Below are 24,065 nucleotides of genomic sequence, written 5' to 3'. Positions count from 1 at the left end.
GACGGGCCCGCGCTTCGGCGCGGGCCTATCTTTCTGCTGCAGAAATCCAAAGTGCCACAGTGACCTCTGCGTCCCCGGTAAGACCGGCGGCGCTGTAGGTCCTGCCTAAGGGTCGGGTGCCCGATGCCCCTGTTTTATGATGCGCGCATTCGCGCCTATCTCTACCAAGCGATCGCCGTCGGCGTCGTGTTGCTCGTCGCCTGGGTGATGTTCAGCACCGCGAGCGCCAATCTTGCCAAGCAGGATATCGCGACCGGGTTTGGCTTCCTGGCCCGCCAGGCCGGATTCGTCATCACTGAAACCGCGATCACCTACGAGCCGACCGACACGATCGGCCGGGCGATCCTTGTCGGCATAGCCAACACGGTCAAGGTCTCGCTGCTCGCGGCGCTGCTGGGCACCATTCTCGGTCTGCTGGTCGGCATCGGGCGGCTGTCGCACAATCCGGTGCTGTCGCGGCTGATGCTTGCCTATGTGGAGGCGCTACGCAACGTGCCGCTGCTGCTTTACCTGCTGCTCTGGTATTCCCTGATCATCTCCACCTTTCCGCCGGTCAAGCAGGCGATCCAGATGCTTCCGGGGGTGTTCCTGTCGAACAGCGGCCTGGTCATGCCGGCGCTGCATTGGGAGAGCGGATTTGCGACACTGGTCACGGCACTTGTTGTCGGGATCATCGCCGCCACCTTCGTCGCCCGGATCCTCGGTCGCAGGCGTGTCGTCACAGGCACGGACAGACCGATCGCTTTGATCGCGACGATCGCGCTTCTTCTGCCGCTCGTGGCAGCCTTGCTGCTCGCCGACATTTCCGTCACCTGGGACGTGCCGGAGCTCGGCCGGTTCCGCTTGAGTGGCGGCTATCACCTGCGTCCGGAATTCGTGGCGCTTCTCCTCGGGCTGACGCTCAGCGTCTCGGCCAATGTTGCGGAGATTGTCCGGGCCGGTATCCAGGCGGTGAGCAAAGGACAGTGGGAAGCGGCGACGGCACTTGGTCTCTCTCGCACGCGCACCCTGAAGCTGGTGATCCTGCCGCAGGCACTCAGGATCATCATCCCGCCGCTCACCAACACCTATCTGACCGTCTTTAAGAACAGCTCGCTCGCGATCGCCATCGGCTATCCGGACCTGGTGATGGTGTCGAACACGATCATGAACCAGACCGGGCAGGCGATCGAATCCATCGCCATTTTCATGGGTGTCTACCTCGGGCTGTCGATCCTCATCTCTCTGGTGATGAACTGGTACAACGCCAAGGTCGCGCTGAGGGAGCGCTGAGCCATGACACAGATCGATACCCTCATCGGCGACGCGTCGCTCGCATCCCATCGCGAAGCGCCGCCGGCACCGAAAGGCCGCTGGCTCACCGCCTATTTCGGAACGCCCGGCAACGCGCTGATCACGATCCTGTGCCTCGGCACGATCTTCGCAGTTGCCAAACTGGCGATCGGCTGGCTGTTCGTCGACGCTACCTTTGTCGGCACACCGGCGGAATGCAAGGCGACGAGTGGCGCCTGCTGGCCGTTCCTGTCAGCGAAGATGCGCTACATCTTCTTCGGCTTCTATCCGTTCGAGGAGCAATGGCGGCCGCTAACGGCGATGCTCCTGTTCTTCGGCGCCTGTATCGTCTCGATGGTCCCGAAGCTCTGGGGACGGGCGCTTTTGATCGCCTGGATCGCCGTGATCCTGCCGCTGCTCTATGTGCTGATGGCAGGCGGATTTTTGGGTCTGACGGTAGTCCCGACGACGCAATGGGGCGGGCTGCCGCTCTCCTTCATGCTCTCCTTCATCGGCCTTGCCTGCGCGCTGCCTCTTGGAATCGCGCTGGCACTCGCGCGCGCCTCCAGCCTTCCGGCCATCCGTATCCTGGGGGTCAGCTTCATCGAGATCGTGCGCGGCGTGCCGCTGATCAGCATCCTGTTCATGGCAACGGTCATGCTGCCGCTGTTCATGCCCAGTGGCATTACGATCGATAAGCTCATCCGCGCGCAGGTGGCGATCATCCTCTTCGCCGCCGCCTATATCGCCGAGATCGTTCGTGGCGGCCTGCAGGCGGTTCCCAAGGGGCAGGTGGAGGCCGGCCATTCGCTCGGGCTCCACTACTGGCAGATCATGCACAAGATCGTGCTGCCGCAGGCTCTGAAGAAGGTCATTCCGCCGCTCGTGAGCCTCTTCATAGGCTTCTTCCAGGATACGACGCTGGTGACTATCGTCGGCCTGCTCGACTTCCTGGATACCGTTCGCACCGCCATGCGCGATCCGCAATGGCAGGGCATCGCGGTGCTGGAAGGCTATGTCTTCGCGGCCGTCGTCTACTTCGTTTTCAGTGCTCTCATGGGAGCTTACAGCCGTTTCCTCGAACGATATTTCAGGACCACGCATGACTAAAGAGATCCATGTCATCCGCAATGTGCACACGCTCGTCGCCTTCGACAGCGAGCGCAATGGCCATATCTACCTGCACGACGCCGACATCGCCTATGACGACAAGGGCTTCGTCCACGTCGGCGGTTCCTACGACGGGCCGTACCACAGCGAAAGCTCCGGCCGTGACCGGATGATCATGCCGGGCTTCGTCAATGTCCATTGCCACTCCGGCGAGGAGCCGATCTCCAAGGGCATCTTCGAGGACATGGGCACGGCAGCCCTTTGGGGCAACGCGCTCTACGAATACTCCAACCTTCTGGAGATCGACGACGATGCCATCGAGGCATCGCTGACCGTGATGGTCGGCGACCTGATGCGCAGCGGCGTTACCACGCTGCTCGATATCGCCGGCCCGCATGAAAGCTGGCTGCCGACGCTCGCGCGAAGCGGCGCACGTGCCTTCGTCGCGCCGGGTTTCCGCGAAGCGCAGTGGCATGTCGAGGATAGCCATCGTCTCGATTTTCGCTGGGACAAGGCGCGCGGGCGCGAGGCCTTTGCGCGTGCGCTGGAAGTTGTCGACGCGGCGACCGCGCACCCCTCCGGGCGGCTTGGGGGCATCGTGGCGCCATCGCAGATCGAGACCTGCTCGCCGGAACTGCTGCAGGACGCGGTGGCGGCAGCGCGCAAACGCGGTGTTCGGGTCACCATCCACGCCGCCCAGACGATGGCCGAGCACGAGGAACTCCTGCGCCGGCACGGGCTGACGGCTGTACAATATCTCGAAAGCCTGGGCCTGCTCGGCAAGGATCTGATCCTCGGCCACTGCATCTTTGTCGACAGCCATTCCTGGACACGCCAGCGCACGGAGGTCGACCTGCGTCTGCTGGCCGATCGCAACACGACCGTCGCCCATTGTCCCGTCACCTTCTCACGCAGTGGCATGGCGCTGGAATCGGTCGGCCGCTACCGCCGTGCGGGCGTCAACGTCGCGCTTGGAACGGACAGCTATCCCTTCAACATGCTCGAAGAAATGCGCCAGGCGATGATCTGCGCGCGTCTGTCCGGCAAGTCCGTCTTCGATGTCGCGACCGGCGACATCCTGGAAGCCGCGACCATCGCCGGCGCCAGGGCGCTCGGCCGCGATGATATCGGCCGCATCGCCTTGGGTGCAAAGGCGGATTTCCTCGTCGTTGATCTTCGCCACCACGCGATGCAGCCGGTCTACGATCCGCTGCGCAATCTCCTGCATTGCGCCGCCGAGCGGGCGATCGAGCGGGTCTATGTCGATGGCACCTGCGTCGTCAGCGGCGGACGTCCGACCCTGATCGACTATGATGGGGCGCTCGCGAAGCTGCAGGAGGCGCAAGACTACGCCTGCCGCAAGGCGCCTGAAAATGACCCAAAGGGCCGCGGAATGCGGACGCTCGCGCCGCTGTCCTTGCCCACGGCCGGTCCGGGACGCGCGTAAAACTCTGCGGAACGTCGTCGCCACCTGAAGAGGCGGGCGGGACGAATATCAGTAGAAAAAGCGGTGAGCGGCGAAGAGGCAAATCAGGATCGCCGCCGCTCCGCCGGCCAATGCGCTCAGCCGCCGCTCGAGAAAATCACGGATCTCCTCGCCGAAGCGGCGCAGCAGCCAGGCGAGCAGGAAGAAGCGCGCGCCGCGTGCAACGATCGCCGACACGATGAAGAAGCCAAGGTTGATGTTGGCCGCACCCGAAAGGATGGTCACGACCTTGATCGGCGGCAAATGCGCCAGACCCGAGGTCACGAGCAGCAACGCCAGCATTTCCGAGTCGACCGACGCCTTCAGATGCTCGAACGTATCAAGCTTGCCGTAGAACTCCAGCAGCGGCCTTGCGAGCGTATCGAACGCATAGTGGCCGAGATACCAGCCGGCAATACCCCCAAGCACGGACGCGATGGTGGCTACCAGCGCGTAGCGCCAGGCCCGCTCGGGGCGCGCCAGCGCCATCGGGATAAGCAGCAAATCCGCGGGGACCGGAAAGATCGAGCTTTCGACAAAGGCGATGATGCCAAGCCAGACTATGGCAGTCTCTCGTGTCGCGAGCGACATCGTCCAATCATAGAGGCGTCGGAGCATGAATTACGGTTCGCTGTTGGTGGTAAGCCTCTCTATATGCGCCCGAGCAGGGTGTAAATGTGGCCGCCTTCGGCATTTGAGGGATTTCTCACAAAAGGCAATACCCGGCCACGGCTAGGCGGCAGTCATGCGGGCATAACGGCTTGGTGGCTGGCCGACATGGCGGCTGAAGGCAGTGCTGAAGGTGCTGGCGGAACCGTAGCCGATACGCTCGGCAACCGAGGCGAGATCGACGTCGCGCCGTCGCAGCAGATCCTTGGCGAGCGCCATGCGCCAGACGAGCAGATATTCCATCGGCGGCACGCCGACGGCGCGGGTGAAGCGCTCGAAGAACACGGAGCGGGAGAGTGCCGCCTCATTCGCAAGTTCCGCAACGGTCCATGCGTGCGCCGGATCGGCGTGGATCTGACGAATGGCAACCGCCAACCGCGGGTCACCCAACCCGCGCAACAGGCCGGGCGTGGCGCTTTCGCCTTGAATGGACCGAATGGCCTCGATCAGCATCACTTCCACGAGCCGTGCCAGCACCAGGTCCCGGCCCGGCCGTTCGTCACGTGCCTCGTCGCCAACCAGGCGGACGAGCGTCGAAAGTCGCTCGATCCCGCGTAGGTGCATCAACGCCGGCAGCAGCGAGACAAGCAGTCCAGCATCGGGCGAATCGAGCACGAAGTAGCCACCGAGCAGGCGCACGTCCGGTTCGCCGTCGTGCCGGCCGTGGCGAACCTCGTCCGCCGGCGCTGGCGTCGCCTTGGGATCGATGAAGGTCGGCTGCACCGGTTCGAACCCCGACAGGGTGAAGCCCGGCGTCGTCGGTAAAAGCACGAAGTCCCCGGCCTCCAGCGTGACAGGTGTCTCGCCATCGACGGCCAACCGGCATGTCCCCTCGACGACGGTACAAAAGCTCGGCTGTCCGAATTCGGCATAGCGCACGGCCCAGCGGCCAGCGCCGCTGATGCCCTTGGTGAAGACCGTGCGCGGGCGAAGAAGCTGAATGAGTTGTGAGAGTGGATCGATCATGTCAGGACGATAGCAAATTAATTCAGGACTTCCAGCCGTAGCTCGTCCGGATCTGTGGCGATATTCCTTCTCCATCGAAACAACAGACAGGAAATCGCGATGAAGACCGTACTGATTACCGGCTGCTCCTCCGGCTACGGGCTGGAGACGGCGCGGCGCTTTCATGCCGAGGGTTGGAATGTGATTGCCACCATGCGCGCGCCGCGGCGAGACATTCTGCCGAAATCGGAGCGGCTGCGTGTTCTGGCCCTCGATGTCACCGATCCCGCGAGCATCTCGGCTGCGATCGAGGAAGCCGGCCCTATCGATGTGCTTGTCAACAATGCCGGCATTGGTGTCGTTGGCGCCTTCGAGGCGACCCCGATGTCCCATATCCGCAAGGTTTTCGACACCAATACCTTCGGCGTGATGGCGATGACCCAGGGGGTGATACCGCAGTTCCGCGCCCGCCGGTCGGGTGTCGTGGTCAACGTCACTTCCACCGTGACGCTTACCGCCATGCCGCTTGCTGCAGCCTATACGGCCAGCAAGACGGCAATCCAGGGCTTCACCGCCTCGCTGGCCCACGAATTGCAAGCTTTCAACGTGAGGGTCAAACTGGTCGAACCCGGCTACGCGCCGACCACCCGCTTCGCCCACAACACCACGATGCGCGTCGAGGACCTGATCCCTCAGGCATACGCCGAATTCGCTGCGCCCATCTTCGCGCAGTTTGCGGACCCGCCCTTGGTCACGACCGAGGCCGATGTGGCCGAGGCCGTCTGGCAGGCGGCAAACGATCAGTCGGGCCAGCTCCATTTCCCGGCCGGCGCCGACGCCGTGGCGCTCGCCAAGGCGAGCTGATCGCGCCTTCCGATGCGGGCCGCGACAGCACGCGGCCCGTAAGGTGCTAAGCGATCAGCCGGGTGCGAGCGTCCGTCTCCGTTTGGTTTCGCACGCCGGATGTCGTGCGGAAACGCTCGACGAGATCGAACAGGCCGGACGCCTGGCATGAGAGCCGATGGGTCATGGCCGTACTGTCTTCCACCATCGCATTGTTCTGCTGCGTCACGGCGTCCAGCGACAGCATGGTCTGGTTGATGTGCTGCAGGTCGTTTGCCTGGTCGCGCGCGTCGCCGGCAATCTGCTGTGTCTGCTCGTTGATGGCATGGATCTGGCCGGAGATCTCGTCGAGTGCATCGCCTGCGGCCCGGACCAGCGAAACGCCCTTCGTCACTTCTTCGGCCGAAGTGGTGATGATCGCCTTGATTTCCCGGGCGGCGAGGGCGGATTTCTGCGCCAGCTCGCGCACTTCATGCGCGACGACCGCAAAGCCCTTGCCAGCTTCGCCGGCGCGGGCCGCCTCGACGCCCGCATTCAGTGCCAGCAGGTTGGTCTGAAACGCGATGTCGTTGATGGTGCCGATGATCTGGGAGATGGCGACCGATCCCTTTTCGATCTGGGCCATGGCGCCGACGGCGTTCATGACCACATGGCCGGAGCGGTCAGAGCTCGCCTTGGCGGCGGCCGCGATCGTCGTCGCCGATGTGGCGTGTTCGGCGGTGCGCCCGATGGTGGCCGTGATTGCGCTCAGGGCCGCGGTTGCTTCCTCCAATGTCGCCGCCTGATGCTCAGTTCGCCTGGCGAGCTGACCGATGGCGTCGCGCATCTCGCCGGTCTCACCGTCGATCTCAGCGCTTCTCGCCTTCACGTCGCCAAGCGTGGCGGCAAGGCTCTCCAGCGACTGGTTGAAGTCCGAGCGCAGCCGGTCGAAGCCGGCGCCGAAGGGCCGGTCGATGCGGGCAGTCAGATCACCCCGCGACAGCCGTTCGAGCCCCGATGCGAGCATTTCCACGGCCTCGTTGATCTGGCGCGACACCTCGGACTGGGTCGTCTCGCGAACCTGTCGTTCCTCTTCGATCATCGTCCGCGTCTCCTCCGCCTCGGTTTCAAGACGGGCGCGATCGAGAAGCGCATCGCGGAAGACCAGAACGGACCGGGCCATATCGCCGATCTCATCCTTGCGGTCCCGGCCGGCGCCACCGATGCTAGTGTCGCCGTTGGCAAGTTGGCTCATATCGCGAACGAGACCGGTGATCGGGCGCGTCAGCCGGCGCGAGTACCAGATGGAAATCGCCAGCGCGGCGGCAAGGACGGCAAAAGCCGTAGCGAGCGTCCAGTTGCGCAAGGCGGTGACGGCAGCGAAGGCCTCTCTTGACGTCATGACGGCGGTCATGGTCCAGCGGGTGCCGAAAGCATCGAGGCTGGTCGCAGCAATCTGCGCTTCCTCACCGCGGAAATCGGCGAGCTTGCTGCTGACGATGCCATCGTCCGCAGGCTGATCCGGTGCGATCCGGGCCTTGAGCATATCGTTGTCGGGTGTAGCGGCGCTGTCTGTAAGGAAAAACCCGTCGCCGTCGAGCAGGATCGTTTCACCAGTCTCGCCAAGTCCGGTGCGGTTGCCGACGATCTCCGCGATGCGCGTGTCCGGCATCTCGAGGATCAGGGTGCCGATCTTGCCGTCGATCGATTCCAGCGGGATGGCGATGAACGCCGCGGGGCTGCCGCCGAGCGGCGCATAGGCCTCATAGGACGCAAAGGCCAGTTTGCTCTTGTCTGTTCCTTCGGCGGTCTCGCGGAAGATGCGGCCAAGCCCGGTGTCCTTCCAGGACCCGTCCTTGAGGTTGACGGCGAAGTCGCCCTTCTTGTTGAGGGTGTAGATGACGTCGCCGCTGAGATTGGCGAGCAGCACGTCGCGATAGCCATGGGCCTCTGCGAAGCGGCGGAAATACGGGTGATAGCGCGCATGGAGCGCGTCGTAGTCGTCGACGCCGGCCGTACTGTAAAGCGCACGCTTGTCTTCTGGATTGGGATTCTCCGTCGCGTAGCGACGCTGCAATTCACTCGCGACCTTGTCGCCGAACTTCGCTGCAGCGCCATTCAGATCGCTGAGCGCCTTGGAGACCGATTTCTGCGCCTGCAAATTGCGCAGATCATTTTCCACGGTGGTGAGGTAGTGGCGAAGCTCGTTGCGGCGGGCATCGGCAAGCGCCTCCAGCTTCTCGATAGCTGCGCGCGACGACAGATCGCCGCTGACGGTCAGGCTGGCCAGACTGGTTGCAGTAATGGAGAAGGCAGCCAGAGCCGCCGCTGCGAGGGGTAGCTTCGCGGACAAACGCATAACAATCACCGGGCTTGAAGGGAGGAGGCTATGCCGAAGGGCTGGTCGCGACGCCTCATGCGCCCGGCGGGGCGAGCTCCCGCGCGGAGAGTTATACGGTCTCAGGTTACAGTTTGATGACGCCTGGATGACAGCGCGAAAGATTGGCTGTGGACGACAGCCGCGGAGCTATCTTGGTACAGTACCAGACAAGAAGATCTCAGCGCAAACTTCCGCGCGGGTGATGATCGTCGCTTCGTCGATCGTACTCACGCGTCCCATCATGACGGCGCGTTGCGGCTCCATCGCCATCATGCCGCGCAACATACCAGCCGTCTGATAAGGGCAGGCGATGATCAGCCGGCCAGCCTCCGATTGCCTCTTGAGCCAATGCTCCAGCGTCGCATTCGTCCGTTCGATCGCCTTTTCCCAGAACGTGGCAGCGATCTCCGGAAAGCGCTCTGCCTCGGCAAGCACCAGGCGGATGATGGCAATCGTGTCTGCCGCAAGCACGAGGTGCCCGTAGGCGGCGAGCAGGCGCACGAGACCTGCCTTCAGGCCCACCGCGTCCAGATGCTCCTCGTCAACTTCGATAACGAACTCGGAAATCCTGAACGAGATGACACATTCGAAAAGATCGGCCTTCGTCGGAAACAGCCGATAGAGCGTCTTCGTGGAGACGCCGGCATTCTGGGCGATGACATTGATGTTGGCGGTCTCATATCCAAGATCGCAGAACTGTCTTTCGGCAGCCAATACGATCACCTGGCGGGTCTCGTCATCGGGACGGATTTGGGGCCGGCCGCGAGAGCGTGGTGCTTTCGGTTTTTCGATCATGGCGACTTTCCAAATTCCACTGCAGTGTTAATCGAGGCGATATTGGAAAGCAACAATTTTCTGAAATAAACTTCTGTATGTTCAGATACCATCAAGCCTGCCTAGCCGCATATTGCGGCCTCTGCAAACACGCCCTAGCTTTGCGATATGGCGACGTCGAAGCTCAAGGCCTACCGCGCAAAGCGGGATTTTTCCAGGACTCCGGAGCCTGCAGGCAGGACCGGCGGGGAGGGCAATCGTTTTGTCGTTCACAAGCACCACGCGACGGCCGATCATTATGATCTCAGGCTCCAGGTCGGTGACGTGCTGAAAAGCTGGGCGGTCCCAAAGGGACCGTCACTCAATCCCGCCGACAAGCGGCTGGCGGTCGAGACGGAGGATCATCCGCTCGACTATATCGACTTCGAGGGGCTAATTCCGGAAGGCGAGTATGGCGGCGGGCCGATGATCGTCTGGGATACCGGCGTCTGGGCGCCGATGGACGATATCGAAAAGAGCCTGAAGACCGGCGCCTTCAAGTTTCGTCTCGCCGGCGAAAAGCTCAATGGCGGCTGGATGCTGACGCGGCTGAAGCCGAAGCCGGGCGAGGACGGTCAGCGCAATTGGCTGCTTTTCAAGGAACATGACCTTGCAGCCGAACCTGATGTCGACATCCTGACGTCGCGTCCCGAAAGCGTGAAAAGCGGCCGGCGGATCGAGGAACTGGTCGAGCCGCCGAAGAAGACGGCAAAGCGGGTCGTTCTCAAACCCGGCGCGCTGCCGGGTGCGGTGAAGGGCCCGAAGCCGCAGCGGATCGAACCGCAGCTTGCCAGCCCGACGCCGAAGCCACCTGGTAGCCCGCCAGAGAAGCCGGACTGGCTGCACGAGATCAAATTCGATGGCTACCGGACAATGGCGGATATCTCGGATGGCAACGTCAGGCTGATCACCCGCAGCGGGCTTGATTGGACGAAGCGCTATGGCGACCTACCCGATGCCTTTCGGAAGCTGCCCTACCGCGAGGCGATCATCGATGGCGAGATCGTCGTTCTCGACGACAAGGGGATCAGCCGTTTCGAGCTGTTGCAGGATGCACTTTCAACCGGCGCCGACAGCAAGCTCGTCTTCTATGCTTTCGATATCCTCTATCTCGACGGATGGAACCTCACCGGCGTCCCGCTGAAGGAGCGGAAGAGGCTGTTGGCGCAACTGCTTGAGGGGCAGATCTCCAGCCGATCGGCCATCCAGTTCAGCGACCATGTCGAAGGTGACGGACGCGGACTTTATGATCAAGCGTCTGAACTCGGGCTGGAGGGGATCGTCTCGAAGCGTGCCTCGGCGCCCTATCGAAGTGGTCGCACGCAGACCTGGACCAAGACGAAGGCGCTGAAGAACGAGGATTTCGTCATCGCCGGTTACACCACCTCCGAGGCTGCCGAAGGGCTTGCTTCTCTTGCTCTCGGCGAATGGGAAGATGGCGAGCTGCACTATCGCGGCAAGGTCGGAACCGGGTTCGATGCGCAGACGGCGGGGCAGTTGCTGACACGGCTGGAGGCGTTGCGTGGCGAGGCCGCCGCACTTGAAGGCGCACCGAAGGAAATCACCTGGGTTCGCCCTGTGCTGAGCGCCCGCATCCATTATGCCAATCGCACGACCGACAACGTCCTGCGCCATGCGGTGTTCAAGGGGCTTCGCGACGTCGAGCTTTCGGCGCCGTCGCGCGCCCCACGCAAGCGGCTGATCACGGATGCCGATCTCGCGAGCATCCAGGTCACCAATGCGGACCGTCGGGTGTTCGGCAAATCCGGGCCGACCAAACTCGACATCGCCGTCTACTACGCACTCGTCGGTGACTACATGCTGCCGCACATTCTCGGCCGGCCGGTATCGCTTTTTCGCTGCCCGACAGGAAAGCGCGCGGATTGCTTCTTCCAGCGCCATCCGTTCACCGGTATGCCGGCCTCGATCATCAGCTTCGACTCGACCAACTCCGAAGGCGAGACCAATTCCTTCCTCTCGATCGAAGGCACGAAGGGCTATCTGGCGCTCGCTCAGTTCGGCGTGATTGAGCTTCATAGCTGGGGCACGAAGCGCGAGCGGCTTGAAAAGCCGGACCGCATCGTCTTCGATCTCGATCCCGGCCAAGGCATCGCCTGGCGCGATGTGGTCGAGGCAGCCGTCCATATCCGTGGCGAGCTGGAAGCGCTCGGCCTCGTCCCCTTCGTCAAGACGTCCGGCGGCAGCGGCATCCATGTGGTCGTACCGGTGACGCCGAAACTCGACTGGAAGAAGACGCACCAGGCGACGGGCGCGATCGCGACGCAACTGGCGGCTAGCGCACCGCAGACCTTCACCACCACGATGGGCAAGGAAAACCGCATCAAGCGGATCTTCATCGACTTCCACCGCAATGCCCGCAGCCATACGGCGGCCGCGCCCTATTCGCTGCGTGCATTCACAAATCTGCCCGCCTCGACGCCGCTCAACTGGGCGGATCTGGAGACTATCGACGCTCCTGAGGATTTGAACTATTCTTCGCTGCCTGGACTTCTGGATACTTTCGGCGATCCCTGGGCGGATATCGACGACTTTGCCAAGGATTTGCCGCTTCTGTCCGAAACGAGGACGTAATGCGTTTGGCCGCGTAGGAGACAATCATGGCGCCCAGGGCAAGTTGGAAAGGTTATCTCAAACTCAGTCTCGTCAGTTGCCCCGTCAGGCTCTATCCGGCGACCAGCTCGAGCGAACGCATCAGCTTCAATCAGCTTCACAAGGACACCCACAACCGGATCAACATGAAGCCGGTCGACCCGGAGCTCGGCCTCGTCGAGCGCTCCGATCTGGTCAAGGGTTACGAATACGAAGACAAGAAATACATCATCATCGAGGACGCTGACCTCGAAAGCGTCAGGATCGAATCCAACCACACCATGAACATCGAAGCTTTCGTCGATGAAGGCTCCGTCGACGTGATCTACCAGGATGCGCCCTATTATCTGGCGCCCGATGGCGCGATGGCGGAGGAAACCTTCGTTGTCCTGCGCGAGGCGCTGAAGAAGAGCGGCAAGCTGGCGATCGCGCGGCTGGTGCTTTCGAGCCGCGAGCGAGTGGTGACGATCGGTTCGCGGGAAACAGGGATGTTCGTGTGTACTCTCAGGAACCCGAGCGAAGTGCGCGGGACCGCCGAGTATTTCGGCAATATCCCGCTCGGTCATCCCGACCCGGAAATGCTGCAGCTTGCCGAAGCGCTGATCCAGCAGAAGATGACGGTGTTTGATCCGAAGAACTATGAGGACCGTTACGAGATCGCGCTGATGAAGATGATCCGCGAGAAGCTTAAAGGTCATAAGCCGATCATTGCGGCAGCACCGGAGCGCGGCAACGTCATCAATCTCATGGATGCTTTGAAGGCAAGCCTGTCGCAATCCAAGCCACCGGCAAAGAGCAAGTCCAAAGCCGAGCCGGCTGTGAAGGAAACGGCCAAGGCAGCAACCCCGGCTGCGGCCAAGCGGACGGCGGCAAAACCGACGGCGAAGAAGAAAGCCTGATGGCGGTTGCAGGCCAGACATTCGGCATTGTTGGGGGGCTCTCGGCCTTCCCGCGGCGACTTGTGGCGCGGGAAGTGGAGCGACAGTTCGGCCACTTGCGGCGCGGCGTTACGCGCCAGACGACATATCTGGTGTTTGGCCGAGGCCTGCTTGCAAAGTCGAGCGAAGCTGAAATCGAGGCACGTTTCGACGCCGAACATGCGGCCGGACGATGGCTCGTAAGTGAGAACGGTTTCCTTCGCCTTCTCGGCCTCATGTCGGTGCCCGCGGCATCCGCACTCACGCGTCAGTCGCTGATCGATCAGGCCAGGCTTTCTCCTCGAACCTTCGATCTCCTGTCGCTGTTCGATGCTTTTGAGCATGACAGCGAGCCTTATTCGTTCCGTGACCTGATCCTCGCTAGAAAATATGCGGAACTGATTGGCAGCGGGGCGAGCTGGAGCGCCATCGCCCGGTCCGTTCATCGTTCCGGAGAGGTCGCCTCGTTGACGGCACTCTCTCTCCTACACGGCGGTACCGATACGATCTACGCCCGGAGCGCTGAGGGACTGAGCGAGCTGAACGGGCAACTGCTCTTCGATCTCGACACGCCCGATGATGCTGCCTTGGAAGACCTCTTCGATCTGGCGGAGGAGGCGGAGGCGAATGGCGACCACGAGGAGGCTGCCGCTTTCTATCAGCGCTATCTCGCCATGGATCGAACGGACTCTGTCGCGGCCTTCAACCGTGCCAATTGCCTGAAGGCCGCGGGGCGGGAGCTGGATGCGGCGCATGATTACGCCCGCGCCATCAAGCTCGATCCATCTTTCGTCGAGGCCTGGTTCAACCTCGCCGGGCTGATGAGCGAGCGAGGGCGGATCGATGCCGCGCGCCGGCATCTCGAGAAGGCAATCGAGCTCGACGGCGATTACGCCGACGCCGTCTTCAATCTCGCAAAGCTCGAATTCGATGCAGGCGACCTCGTTGAAGCCAGGCGCTGGTGGTGCCGCTATCTCGAACTCGATAGCGATAGCGAATGGGCGCGAACGGCAGAACGCGGCGTGCAATATGTCGATCTCCAGGGCCGCCCGAGGACAGCAGGCTGACATGAGTGAAAAATTCCTTTTCGACGGACCTGACGATGCGGCCGTCACAATTCTTCTTGCCCATGGCGCCGGCGCGCCGATGGATTCCGCATCAATGAGTGCGACGGCCAAGGCGCTTGCTGCCGCCGGTTTCCGCGTCGCCCGCTTCGAGTTCGGATACATGGCGGCGCGGCGAACGTCGGATGGGCGCAAACCCCCACCGCGCGCCGAGACGCTCAATCCGGAATACCTGGCCGCTATCGAGGCGCTCGGCGCGAAGGGACCGCTCATCATCGGCGGCAAATCGATGGGCGGGCGGGTTGCGAGCATGGTCGCCGACCAGCTGCACGCGGCTGGCAAGATCGTCGGCCTGCTCTGCCTCGGCTATCCCTTCCACCCGCCGGCAAAGCCCGAGCAGTTGCGCACCAAGCATCTGGCCGGGCTGAAGACGCCAACCCTGATTTGCCAGGGCACCCGCGACGAGTTCGGCACGCGTGAGGAGGTTCCGGGTTATGCCCTTTCCGACGCCATCGAAGTCTTGTGGCTCGAGGACGGCGATCATGACCTCAAGCCGCGCAAGAGCATTTCCGGCTTTTCGACGGCCGATCATTTGAAGACGGTGGCCGATGCGGTGGCAGCCCGGGCCGCCCGGCTGACGCGCTGATCTGTTCGCAGGGATGAAGATCGCCACCTACAACATCAACGGCATCAACAAGCGGCTCGAAAACCTGATCGCCTGGCTGGAGGAAACCACGCCAGATATCGTCTGCCTGCAGGAACTGAAAGCCACCGACCGGCAGTTTCCGCGTTCGGCGATCGAGGCCGCCGGCTATGGCGCTGTCTGGCAGGGACAATCCGCCTGGAATGGTGTGGCGATCCTCGCGCGCGACAACGAGCCGGTCCTGACCCGAGCCGGGCTCGACGGTGATCCCTCGGATAACCAGGCTCGCTACATAGAGGCTGCCGTCAGCGGCATTCTGATCGCCTGCCTCTATGCTCCCAACGGCAACCCGCGGCCCGGCCCCAAGTTTACCTACAAGCTTGCCTGGCACGAGCGCCTGGCCAAACACGCGGCCGAACTCTACGCCCTCGATCTGCCTGTAGTGCTTGCAGGCGACTACAACATCGTGCCGGAACCGCGCGACATCTACCCGACAGGTTCCTACGACGACAACGCTCTGGTTCAGCCGGAAAGTCGGGCCGCGTTCCGTACGCTTCTTGACCAGGGCTGGCTCGATGCGCTGCGCAAGGTCCATCCGAAGGGACAAATCTTCACCTTCTGGGACTATCGCCGGAACCGGTGGCAGCGCGACGCGGGGCTCCGGCTCGATCATATGCTGCTCAGCCGCAAGCTTTCCCGCAAACTTACCGGTGCTGGCATAAACCGCGAAGTGCGCGGCGTAGACGGTGCGAGCGATCACGCTCCGGTGTGGATCACGTTGCGGGATTGATCGCCTCAAATTGCGGCAACGAGGCTGCTAACCTATGCCCAGCGATGATACCGTTTCGCATCGCCCCCGGCTATTCGCGCCCCGCATCCGGGTTACACCCCGGTCCGGCAGATGGATGCGGCCAACCGTAACGTCCAAGCCGACCAAAACCAAGGAGGTGACATGAAAGAGGTCGCCCGCGGAGAGAACGGATCACTGAGATGCAGGTGATGATCGAGGGACAGTCACGCTTCCAGCCTTTCGGCTTATCCTGTTGGGGTTTTCGAGATCTCAACACGGGAGTTGGAAGCATGACTGCGTCCTATGAATACCATATCGGCGTCGACTACCACAAATCCTACAGCCACCTGGTGGTGCAGGATTCGGGCGGCAAGACGCTCAGATCCGGCCGGGTGAAGAACGACCGCCAGTCGCTGGGCAGCTTTCTCGAACGCTATCGCGAGAACAGCCATGCGGTTGTCGAGGCGACGCGCAACTGGATGGTGATCTACGACTGGCTCGACGACATATGTGATGATGTCGTTCTCGCCCATCCGTTGAAGGTCAAGGCGATCGCCGACGCCAAGATCAAGACCGACAAGATCGACGCCACCGTGCTGGCACACCTGCTCAGGGCCGACCTGGTGCCACAGGCCTGGGCACCGAGCGACAAGGCCCGCGAGTTGCGTGTCGCGCTGCGCGAGCGGATGTTTTACGTGCGGCTGCGCACGATGACGAAGAACCGCATAGTCACGGTGTTTGATCGTTATCCGGAACAGACGGCGCAGTTGAAGACGCTTGGGGACCTGTTTGGCAAGGCCGGCCGCAGCCAGCTGGCGCAGATTGAGGTCTCAGCGATCGACCGTATCCAGATCGACCGTGGCCTCGCCTTCATCGGCGACATTGACGTGCGGATCAAGCAGGCGGAAGCAACGATCCGGGCGATGACCAAGGGCAATGGCAATGTCAGGCTGTTGAAGACGATCCCCGGCATCGGCGAGTTCTTCGCCCGGCTGATCGATGCGGAGATCGACGATATCAGCCGGTTCCGCACCCCGAAGAAGCTGGCCGCCTATGCCGGCCTCGTGCCATCGACCTATTCCTCCGGCGGCAAGACCTACCACGGCAAGATCATCAAGCAGGGCAATAAATGGTTGCGCTGGGCGTTCGTCGAGGCGGTCACCCCCGCCATCGCCAGCGATCCTGAGCTGCGCGCCCAGTACGACCACTTGAAGTTCAGAGGAGTGAACAAGGCGCGTGTGGCGATCGCACGCAAGCTTTTGACGATCGCCTTCCAGATCCTGCGTGACCAGCGCGCCTACGAGCGGCGCGACACCAGCCCCATGGAAGGCGCGTCGACGATATCCCAGCTGTCCTGATCAGGTTCTAGCGAGCCCGGCAGGTCCGGGCTGCGCTCCTCAAGGAGAATGGGAAGCCGGGAGCCGAACGTCACTCTGTGACCGAAGCCAACGCATCAGGTCACGCATTGGAGATTGGTTCGAGAACCGAACGGCAGATGCCTGTCGCGCGGAAGGAAGACATTTAGCCGATCGGCGAAAATGCCGATCAATAACCAACCGAACCCAAGGAAAAGCCGCCAAATGGAGGTGTTTTGCCCCTTGCGTTCTTTCATTGGAGAACCGCATGAAAATCAGCGCACGCAATCGCCTCAAGGGCAGATCGTCGAAGTGATCAAGGGCGCAACCACCGCCCACGTTCGTATCGACGTCGGCGGCTCGATCGTGACCGCAGCAATCACCAACGAGTCGGTCGACGAGTTGGGTTTGAAGGTCGGCAGCGAGGCCTACGCGGTCATCAAGGCTTCTGATGTCATGGTCGGGATTGACTGACACGTCGACCGGAAGGGCGCGCGGATTTCCGTCGCGCCCATCCAACTCACGATCGTATCACGCTTTCTGGCAATGATGCGGGCCGCTGTCGCCGGTCTCGAAATCGCCGCGCTGCGGTGGCGCGATCGGCTTGAAGAGGGTTCGGTCCGGCTTGAGGTCGATGAGTGGCGTACCGTCGAGGCAGTCGAGACCGCGCACAAGCAGGGTCGAGCCTTCCACCGCTTCAAGCTTGACGATCGACGTGCCAATCGGATTGGGTCGCACTGGCGAGCGCAACGAAAACGTCCCATGCACTTCACCGTTGCTGGCGGGGCTTTGCAGCACCAGGTCGCGGCGTGAGCGGTCGAGCCAATAGAGGATCTCCAGGCGCTCGAAGACTTCCACACCCTTCAGGGCGAGAACCCAGGGAGCGAAGATTTCGATGCGGCAGACGGGACCGTCATGGCGGCCTTGACGCGGCGTTTCCATGCGCGAGGTCCAGGGTGTGGAGATGCGGCCGATGAAGACAAGGCCGGCATCGGTTGCCACTGGCGGCTCCACTGCCACCTCGTTCTCACGGATTTCGTTCTGGCGGACCATGGCCTGCTCCTTTGCTTGCAGAGGGGATGGCAAAGCGCGGCGCACACAGGCGGGCCGCACTGCCGTCGATCGAACCGATCACCACATCGATGTCGTAGAGTTGTTTCAGCGCCGCGGGCGTCAACACATCCTTGGGCGAACCGAGCGCGATGAGCTTGGAGGCATGGAGGAGGGCGACGCGATCGGCGACCAGAAAGGCATGATCCGGATTGTGCGTCGAGAGCACGACCGAGAGCCCGCGCGCCGCCAGTACCCTGATGTTAGAGAGCGCCCGCATCTGGTTCCCGTAATCGAGATTGGCAGTCGGTTCGTCCATGACGAGGATGGAGGGTTCCTGGGCAAGGGCGCGAGCAATCAGCGCCATCTGGCGCTCGCCGCCGCTGATCTCGGTATAGGGCTGCATCGCGAGGTGCGCCATGCCAAGGCCGGCCAGCGCCTCCATCGCGATCCGACGATCGCGGGAGCCAGGCGACGAGAACGGTGCGAGGTGAGGGGCTCGCCCCATCAGCACCACCTCCAGCACGGTGAACGGGAAAAGCGCCGCATGTGCCTGCGGCACATAAGCGATGTGCCTGGCGCGCTGGCGCCGCGACCAGACAGATAACGGTTTCTGGTCCAGAAGTATGTCGCCGGCCCTGACCGGTAGGAGACCAAGAACGGTCTTGAACAATGTGGTCTTGCCTGCGCCATTGGGACCAAGCAGCGCCAAGACCTCTCCGGCCGCAAGCGATAGGGAAATGTTCTCGCCCACAGTGCGCGCGCCATAACCAAAGGCGAGGCTCCGGATTTCCAGCGTCATTGCCAGGCCCTCCGGCCGGAGGCGAGCAGCCACAGAAAGAAAGGCGCGCCGACGGCAGCGGTCAGGATGCCGAGCGGCACTTCGATGAGGGCGATGCTGCGCGCCAGCATGTCGACGATCCGGAGATACGCGCCTCCGAAAATCATCGAGGCCGGCAGCAGACGGCGAAAGTCCGGACCGACCAGCATGCGCGCGATATGCGGTATCACGAGGCCAATCCAGCCGATGATCCCGCTAACGGAGACGACGGCCGCCGTGATCAGGGTTGCCGCAGCGATAAGCACTGCGCGGGTGAGGCGGGTGTCGATGCCCAAGGTCTGGGCTTCCTCGTCACCGAGCGTCATCAGGTTCATGCGTCAGCGATAAAGCACAAGCGGCACCAGCCCGATCAGCAGCGCCGGCAGGATAGACATCACGTCGAGACGGGTGATCGCGGTGAGGCTGCCGAGCAGCCAGTAAGTGATTGCCGGGAGCTGGTCGTAGGGATCGGCAAGAATCTTGACGAGCGATATGCCTGAGCCGACAAGGGCGCCGATGGCGATCCCCGCCAGCACCAGTGTCAGCGTCGGGTCGCGCCCGCGGATCGCCACCCCCACGGCATAGACCGCGGCGACTGCCAGCAGTCCTCCGACAAAACTCATCGCCTGGATTGCGAGGACCGGCAGGGAGAGAAAGATGCCAACGACTGCGCCGAGGCTCGCGCCGCCGGAAACGCCGAGAATATCGGGCGAGACGAGGGGATTGCGGAACAGTCCCTGATAGGTGGCACCGGCAGCGGCGAGCGCAGCGCCGATGAGCACTGCAGCCGCCACGCGCGGCAGACGGACGTTCCACAGCACAGTCGAAAGAACGGGATCGCCTGCTTCGCCGGAGACGGCCGCCCGCAGCGCATGCCAAATCTCCGACGGGCCGGCATATTTGCCGACCGACAGCGACGCCAAGGCGAGCAGGAAGAGAGCGCCGACGAGTAGCCAGAGCCGGCCCTTGCGCTCGGCCGCCATCAATTCCGGCGTTTCCTGTCTCCTGTTCATTTCGAAGGGGGCACCGCCCCGTTCAGGAGCGTGGCCACTTGTTCGTCCGTCAGATCGACCTGGTAGAACAGCCTGTAGAAATTGCGGGCCTCGGCAGCGAGATCACCATTAAAGCTAGCGGGATAGAACAGCTTCTGGAGCCATACCACTCCAATCAGTCGGTTGATGGCGGGCGGCGAATCGAACCAGCCGTAGGGTAGCGACGGCGCGGTGAAGACCCGGCCGTTGGTGACCGCCTTCACATCGGCCCAGAGCGGGTCCTTTCTTACCGAGGCCGCGAACTTTCCGCTTGCGGCGATGATGAAGTCCGGGTTCCAGGACAGGATCTGTTCTAGCGACACTTGGGTCAGGCTGCCCTTGCCGGCGGCAGCCGCCACGTTCGCGGCGCCGACGGCTTCGAGGATCTCGACATTGATGGACCCGGAAAGTCCCGTTTCCAACCCTTCCGGGCCGCGGCCATAATAGACGCGCGGCCGCTGATCCCTTGGGATCTTTGCAAGATTGTCGTTCAGATCCTTGATCCGCCGATCGGCGTAAGTCGCGAGTGTCTCGGCGCGTTCGGTCACGCCAAGCAGGGCGCCGACATCGCGCAGCGCCTTGCCGCTGTCGGCGAAGCGCCCGTCGATCAGGACGTAGGGGACGCCGGTCTGCGCCTGTACCTTGTCGGCAAGCGAGCGGTAGGTGTCGTTGACGGTGCCGACATCGAGAATGATATCGGGCTTTGCGGCAAGCACCGCCTCGACATTGGCGCTGCCTCCCTTGCCTGTGAGTTGGCCATAGGTCGGGAGATCACGGACTGACGGCACCAGATATGCCTTTTGCTCATCCGTCGGCTCGCGCACCCAACCGGCGAGCTTGTCCGGTGCCAGAACATAGGTCAGCACCGAAGCTGGCGGGCCGGCGGCAAGCACGCGCGTGATGGTATCGGGAACCTCGACCGTTCGCCCGGCGGCATCGATGATGGTACGCGCCTCGGCAGCGGCAGAAGCAAGGCCGAGCACGGCTGAGACGATTATCGCAAGAGATTTCAACATGGAGGCCACGATAGCGAGAGGGATCGGTCGGCGCGCACTATGGCACCACGTTATATCTCGTGGAATATATTGCCTGAAAAATCGCGGCGAACGAACGGAATGAAGCGGCGCAAGCGGTGCGCACCGCCGTATCCCCGCAAGCGAAGGGTGGTCGCCGCCATCCTCTTCTTTTCCCATCTCTTTTTGAGATGGCGCGATCGAATAAGTCTATTTGTCAAATCGGCGGACCATCGACATTGTCCCGGTCGAGGAGAAACTCTTTTAGGACATCGCCGTGGAATACAATCGCTTTGGCCAGACCGGCCTGAAGACGTCATCCCTTTGCCTTGGCACCATGGGTCTCGGTTCTTCCAAGTGGAAGGGCTGGGTTCTCGACGAAGGCCGCTCCGTGCCGGTCTTGAAGGCCGCGCTGGATGCGGGCATCAACTTCTTCGACATGGCCGACTGGTACTCGACCGGGCTCAACGAGCGCGTCGTCAGCCGCACGCTCCTGTCGTTGACCAGCCGCGAAAACCTGGTGCTCACCACCAAAGCCTTCTATCCGATGAGCGACAGCCCGAACGACAAGGGCCTTTCGCGCAAGCACCTGATGAAGTCGATCGACCGCTCGTTGGAGCAGATGGGCACCGACTACGTCGACATCTACATGATCCACGCTTTCGATCCGGAAACGCCGATCGAAGAGACCATGTCGGCGCTCCACGACATCGTCAAATCCGGCAAGGCCCGCTATCTTGGCGCATCGACGATGTATGCCTGGCAGTTCGCGAAGATGAACCACATCGCCGAAAAGAACGGCTGGACCCCCTTCATCAACATGCAATGCCAGTACTCGCTGCTCTACCGCGAGGAAGAGCGCGAGATGATGCCCTACTGCAAAGACGAGGGCATCGCAGTCACGACCTTTTCGCCGCTGGCGCGCGGCTATCTCGCAGGCGGTGGCTCAGCCCCGCGCATCGCGCATGATCTTTACCTCGATTGGTTTGGCGACGAGATCGACCAGGAGATCGCCCACCGGGTGAACGAGATCGCACGCAAATACGGCAAGACCGCCAGCCAGATCGCCCAGGCCTGGGTCATCGGTTCCGGCAACAGCACGGTGCCGATTTTCGGGGCCGAAAGTGCCGAGCAGGTCGAAGCAGCGCTCGAAGCGGCAAAGATCGAACTCGACGCCGGCGATCGTGCCTATCTCGAAGAACCCTACCGGCCACGTGACATGATCAACGATTACAACCCGGTCCGCCGCCCGCGCTCGCTTTCCGCGCCGGCTGCGCCCCTGGCCGTGGCGTCCTGATCGACTTCCTCATTCTGGAGAATACCCGTGCTTTATATCGGTGAAGGCTTCGAGGGCTCCGGCCCGAATGCTGCGCATATCAATCTCTACCTCGGTCCGAAGGATGGTCCGATCGCCGGTGCGCTGGCGACGGCGGCGGCCAGCCCCGGTCCCGGCCACTTGCCCTTCCAGGCAATCCTGAAACCGAACCTGCCGGCAAAGCCGGTGACGCTGTTCATCGCCAAGGCGGTGCTGCAGCCGGGTACGCATGAGACCATGACCTGGGGGCCGGCCCAGGCGGGCGTCGCCGCCGGCATCACCGAAGCGCTGCTCGATGGTACGCTGCCGGCTGAGGCCGAGGATGACTGGCTGGCGATCGCCGCGGTATGGGTCAACCCGACGGCCGATGATGCCGAAGCGGTTTACGCCCACAACAGGACGGCGACGCACATGGCAGCTAAGCGTGCGCTGACCCGCAACTGGCCGTCGCGTGACGAGTTGAAGCAGGGTCTACAGACCGTCGGCAATCCGTTCTTCACGCCGAAGGCTGCCTGATCCATGCAGCTTGTAGAACGCCAGGCCCTGGTGGGCGGAGAGTGGAAAGACGCCGCCTACGAGAAGCGCTTCTCCGTCCTTAATCCAGCCGATGGGAGCGAAATCACCCGCGTTGCCGATTGCGGTGCCACGGAAGCCCAACAAGCGCTCGATGCCGCGGAGCTCGCCTTTCGGAGCTGGCGGCAGACCACGGCCGCGCAGCGCTCCGAGGTGCTGCGGCGCTGGGCCGGGCTGATGCTCGCGAAGCAGGAGGAGCTTGCGCGGCTTCTCACTGCCGAGCAGGGCAAGCCGCTGGCGGAAGCCCGTGGTGAGGTCGCCTATGCCGCCGGGTTCCTGACCTGGTTTGCGGAGGAAGGCCGTCGCTCACATGGCGGCGTCGTGCCGCCGCACCGGAGCGACGCCCGTATCGTCGTGATGAAGGAGCCGGTTGGTGTCGTTGCGGCGGTCACGCCCTGGAATTTCCCGCTGGCGATGATCACCCGCAAGATTGGCCCGGCGCTTGCAGCCGGCTGTACGATCGTCATCAAGCCCGCCGAGGACACACCGCTGTCGGCACTGGCGCTCGCCCGCCTCGGCGAGGAGGCCGGCGTGCCAGCCGGCGTTGTGAGCATCGTTACGACGAAGTCTCCGGCTGACGTCGTCGGCGTCTGGATGGCGAGCCCGGTCGTTCGGAAGTTTTCCTTCACTGGCTCGACGGCGACCGGCAAGCTGCTGATGCGGCAGTGTGCAGACACGGTGAAGCGCGTCAGCCTCGAGCTCGGCGGCAACGCGCCTCTGATCGTGTTCGACGATGCCGACATAGAATTGGCGGTTCGCGGCACGATTGCCTCGAAGTTCCGCAACACTGGACAGACCTGCGTCTGCGCCAACCGCATCCTTGTCGAGGACGGCATCTACGACCGTTATGCGGCCGCCCTCAGCGAGGCGGTGTCTGCGCTCAAGGTGGCGGCTGGCGTGGAAGATGGCGCGGCCCAGGGGCCGCTCATCAATGCTGCGGCCCTGACCAAGGTCGAGCGGCACGTTGCCGATGCGATTTCGAAGGGCGCGAGCGTCCTGACGGGGGGCGCACGCCACGACCGCGGTGGGCTGTTTTACGCGCCGACGGTCCTCAAGGACGTCACGCCGGACATGGCGCTGGCGCAGGAAGAGACCTTCGGGCCTGTGGCAGGCCTCTTCCGCTTCCGTGGCGAAGACGAGGCGATCGCGCTTGCCAACGCCACGGAAACGGGTCTGTCCGCCTACTTCTTCACGCGCGATATCGGCCGCGCCTGGCGCGTTGCCGGGGCGCTCGAAGCGGGCATGGTGGGCATCAACGAAGGGGTGATTTCAACCGAAGTCGCACCCTTTGGCGGGATCAAGCAATCGGGTCTCGGTCGTGAAGGCGCGAGCGAAGGGCTCGATGAGTATTTGGAAAGCAAATACGTGCTCTTCGGAGGGCTCTCCGTACAATAAGAGACCGCCCCCG

General features: G+C 62.7%; 20 protein-coding genes and 2 pseudogenes. 14 read left to right on the top strand and 8 right to left on the bottom strand.

Annotated features, from left to right (window positions below; genetic code table 11):
- Positions 1-123: 123 nt before the first annotated feature.
- From PWG15_RS25900 to PWG15_RS25890, 3 genes are read left to right on the top strand one after another with little or no spacing between them, the layout of a single operon-like run.
- Positions 124-1,272, top strand: a complete 1,149-nt coding sequence (locus PWG15_RS25900; RefSeq protein ID WP_275026976.1) for an amino acid ABC transporter permease — start codon at positions 124-126, stop codon at positions 1,270-1,272.
- Positions 1,273-1,275: 3 nt separating this feature from the next.
- Positions 1,276-2,382, top strand: a complete 1,107-nt coding sequence (locus tag PWG15_RS25895; RefSeq protein ID WP_275026974.1) for an amino acid ABC transporter permease — start codon at positions 1,276-1,278, stop codon at positions 2,380-2,382.
- On the top strand, positions 2,375-3,829 hold the full coding sequence (locus tag PWG15_RS25890; protein ID WP_275026973.1) for an amidohydrolase family protein: 1,455 nt from the start codon (positions 2,375-2,377) through the stop codon (positions 3,827-3,829). The genes PWG15_RS25895 and PWG15_RS25890 overlap by 8 nt, the downstream gene beginning before the upstream one ends.
- 48 nt (positions 3,830-3,877) lie before the next feature.
- Here PWG15_RS25890 and PWG15_RS25885 read toward each other — a convergent pair whose 3' ends face one another.
- Positions 3,878-4,465: a YqaA family protein gene (locus PWG15_RS25885; RefSeq protein ID WP_275026972.1), complete on the bottom strand. Its 588-nt coding sequence runs from the start codon at positions 4,463-4,465 to the stop codon at positions 3,878-3,880.
- A gap of 114 nt (positions 4,466-4,579) precedes the next feature.
- On the bottom strand, positions 4,580-5,482 hold the full coding sequence (locus PWG15_RS25880) for an AraC family transcriptional regulator (protein WP_275026970.1): 903 nt from the start codon (positions 5,480-5,482) through the stop codon (positions 4,580-4,582).
- 99 nt (positions 5,483-5,581) lie between these two features.
- Between PWG15_RS25880 and PWG15_RS25875 the strand changes: the two genes are divergently transcribed.
- On the top strand, positions 5,582-6,325 hold the full coding sequence (locus PWG15_RS25875; protein ID WP_275026968.1) for an SDR family oxidoreductase: 744 nt from the start codon (positions 5,582-5,584) through the stop codon (positions 6,323-6,325).
- 46 nt (positions 6,326-6,371) lie between these two features.
- Here the strand turns inward: PWG15_RS25875 and PWG15_RS25870 are convergent, their stop codons facing one another.
- Together PWG15_RS25870 and PWG15_RS25865 are read right to left on the bottom strand one after the other, a co-directional pair.
- Positions 6,372-8,642 carry a methyl-accepting chemotaxis protein gene (locus PWG15_RS25870; protein ID WP_275026966.1) on the bottom strand — a complete coding sequence of 757 codons (2,271 nt, stop codon included), beginning with the start codon at positions 8,640-8,642 and terminating at the stop codon, positions 6,372-6,374.
- Between the two features lie 168 nt (positions 8,643-8,810).
- A complete protein-coding gene (locus tag PWG15_RS25865) occupies positions 8,811-9,458 on the bottom strand; it encodes a TetR/AcrR family transcriptional regulator (RefSeq protein WP_275026964.1) in 648 nt (215 codons plus the stop codon).
- 147 nt (positions 9,459-9,605) lie between these two features.
- Between PWG15_RS25865 and ligD the strand changes: the two genes are divergently transcribed.
- The 7 genes and pseudogenes from ligD to PWG15_RS25830 all read left to right on the top strand — a co-directional run bounded on the left by ligD (position 9,606) and on the right by PWG15_RS25830 (position 17,329).
- Complete coding sequence (gene ligD / locus PWG15_RS25860) at positions 9,606-12,068, top strand: DNA ligase D (protein WP_275026963.1); 2,463 nt, start codon at positions 9,606-9,608, stop codon at positions 12,066-12,068.
- 26 nt (positions 12,069-12,094) lie between these two features.
- Positions 12,095-12,985: a non-homologous end joining protein Ku gene (locus tag PWG15_RS25855; protein ID WP_275026962.1), complete on the top strand. Its 891-nt coding sequence runs from the start codon at positions 12,095-12,097 to the stop codon at positions 12,983-12,985.
- Complete coding sequence (locus tag PWG15_RS25850) at positions 12,985-14,070, top strand: tetratricopeptide repeat protein (protein WP_275026961.1); 1,086 nt, start codon at positions 12,985-12,987, stop codon at positions 14,068-14,070. The genes PWG15_RS25855 and PWG15_RS25850 overlap by 1 nt, the downstream gene beginning before the upstream one ends.
- Before the next feature lies 1 nt (position 14,071).
- Complete coding sequence (locus tag PWG15_RS25845) at positions 14,072-14,713, top strand: alpha/beta hydrolase family protein (RefSeq protein ID WP_275026960.1); 642 nt, start codon at positions 14,072-14,074, stop codon at positions 14,711-14,713.
- A 13-nt stretch (positions 14,714-14,726) separates the two neighbouring features.
- On the top strand, positions 14,727-15,500 hold the full coding sequence (gene xth, locus PWG15_RS25840; RefSeq protein ID WP_275026958.1) for an exodeoxyribonuclease III: 774 nt from the start codon (positions 14,727-14,729) through the stop codon (positions 15,498-15,500).
- A 290-nt stretch (positions 15,501-15,790) separates the two neighbouring features.
- The gene (locus PWG15_RS25835) at positions 15,791-16,858 is read left to right on the top strand and encodes an IS110 family RNA-guided transposase (RefSeq protein ID WP_275023278.1); all 1,068 of its coding nucleotides are present in this window, start codon (positions 15,791-15,793) and stop codon (positions 16,856-16,858) included.
- Positions 16,859-17,123: 265 nt separating this feature from the next.
- A pseudogene (locus PWG15_RS25830) lies at positions 17,124-17,329 on the top strand (TOBE domain-containing protein).
- A gap of 57 nt (positions 17,330-17,386) precedes the next feature.
- Here the strand turns inward: PWG15_RS25830 and tsaA are convergent.
- The 4 genes and pseudogenes from tsaA to PWG15_RS25810 all read right to left on the bottom strand — a co-directional run bounded on the left by tsaA (position 17,387) and on the right by PWG15_RS25810 (position 20,772).
- Complete coding sequence (gene tsaA / locus PWG15_RS25825; protein WP_275026957.1) at positions 17,387-17,908, bottom strand: tRNA (N6-threonylcarbamoyladenosine(37)-N6)-methyltransferase TrmO; 522 nt, start codon at positions 17,906-17,908, stop codon at positions 17,387-17,389.
- Positions 17,883-18,707 (bottom strand): ABC transporter ATP-binding protein, encoded by an 825-nt coding sequence (locus tag PWG15_RS25820; RefSeq protein WP_275026955.1) that lies wholly within the window; start codon positions 18,705-18,707, stop codon positions 17,883-17,885. Before PWG15_RS25820 ends, tsaA begins: the two co-directional genes overlap by 26 nt.
- Positions 18,704-19,708, bottom strand: a pseudogene (locus PWG15_RS25815) (FecCD family ABC transporter permease). Before PWG15_RS25815 ends, PWG15_RS25820 begins: the two are co-directional and overlap by 4 nt.
- Before the next feature lie 26 nt (positions 19,709-19,734).
- Positions 19,735-20,772: an iron ABC transporter substrate-binding protein gene (locus PWG15_RS25810; protein WP_275026953.1), complete on the bottom strand. Its 1,038-nt coding sequence runs from the start codon at positions 20,770-20,772 to the stop codon at positions 19,735-19,737.
- Between the two features lie 274 nt (positions 20,773-21,046).
- On the opposite strand from PWG15_RS25810, the gene PWG15_RS25805 reads away from it, so the two are divergent.
- Genes PWG15_RS25805 through PWG15_RS25795 form a run of 3 tightly spaced genes read left to right on the top strand, consistent with a single transcriptional unit; the run spans position 21,047 to position 24,052 of the window.
- Positions 21,047-22,066: an aldo/keto reductase gene (locus tag PWG15_RS25805; RefSeq protein WP_275026952.1), complete on the top strand. Its 1,020-nt coding sequence runs from the start codon at positions 21,047-21,049 to the stop codon at positions 22,064-22,066.
- A gap of 27 nt (positions 22,067-22,093) precedes the next feature.
- The gene (fae, locus tag PWG15_RS25800) at positions 22,094-22,600 is read left to right on the top strand and encodes a formaldehyde-activating enzyme (RefSeq protein ID WP_275026951.1); all 507 of its coding nucleotides are present in this window, start codon (positions 22,094-22,096) and stop codon (positions 22,598-22,600) included.
- A gap of 3 nt (positions 22,601-22,603) precedes the next feature.
- Entirely contained in the window at positions 22,604-24,052 is a 1,449-nt protein-coding gene (locus PWG15_RS25795; protein WP_275026949.1) for an NAD-dependent succinate-semialdehyde dehydrogenase, read from the top strand.
- The last annotated feature ends 13 nt before the right edge of the window (positions 24,053-24,065 follow it).

It is taken from the genome of Ensifer adhaerens (genome assembly GCF_028993555.1).
Lineage (GTDB): Bacteria > Pseudomonadota > Alphaproteobacteria > Rhizobiales > Rhizobiaceae > Ensifer > Ensifer adhaerens_I.
Note: the sequence above shows the minus strand (reverse complement) of the source record. Positions and strands in the feature narration are given on the sequence as shown.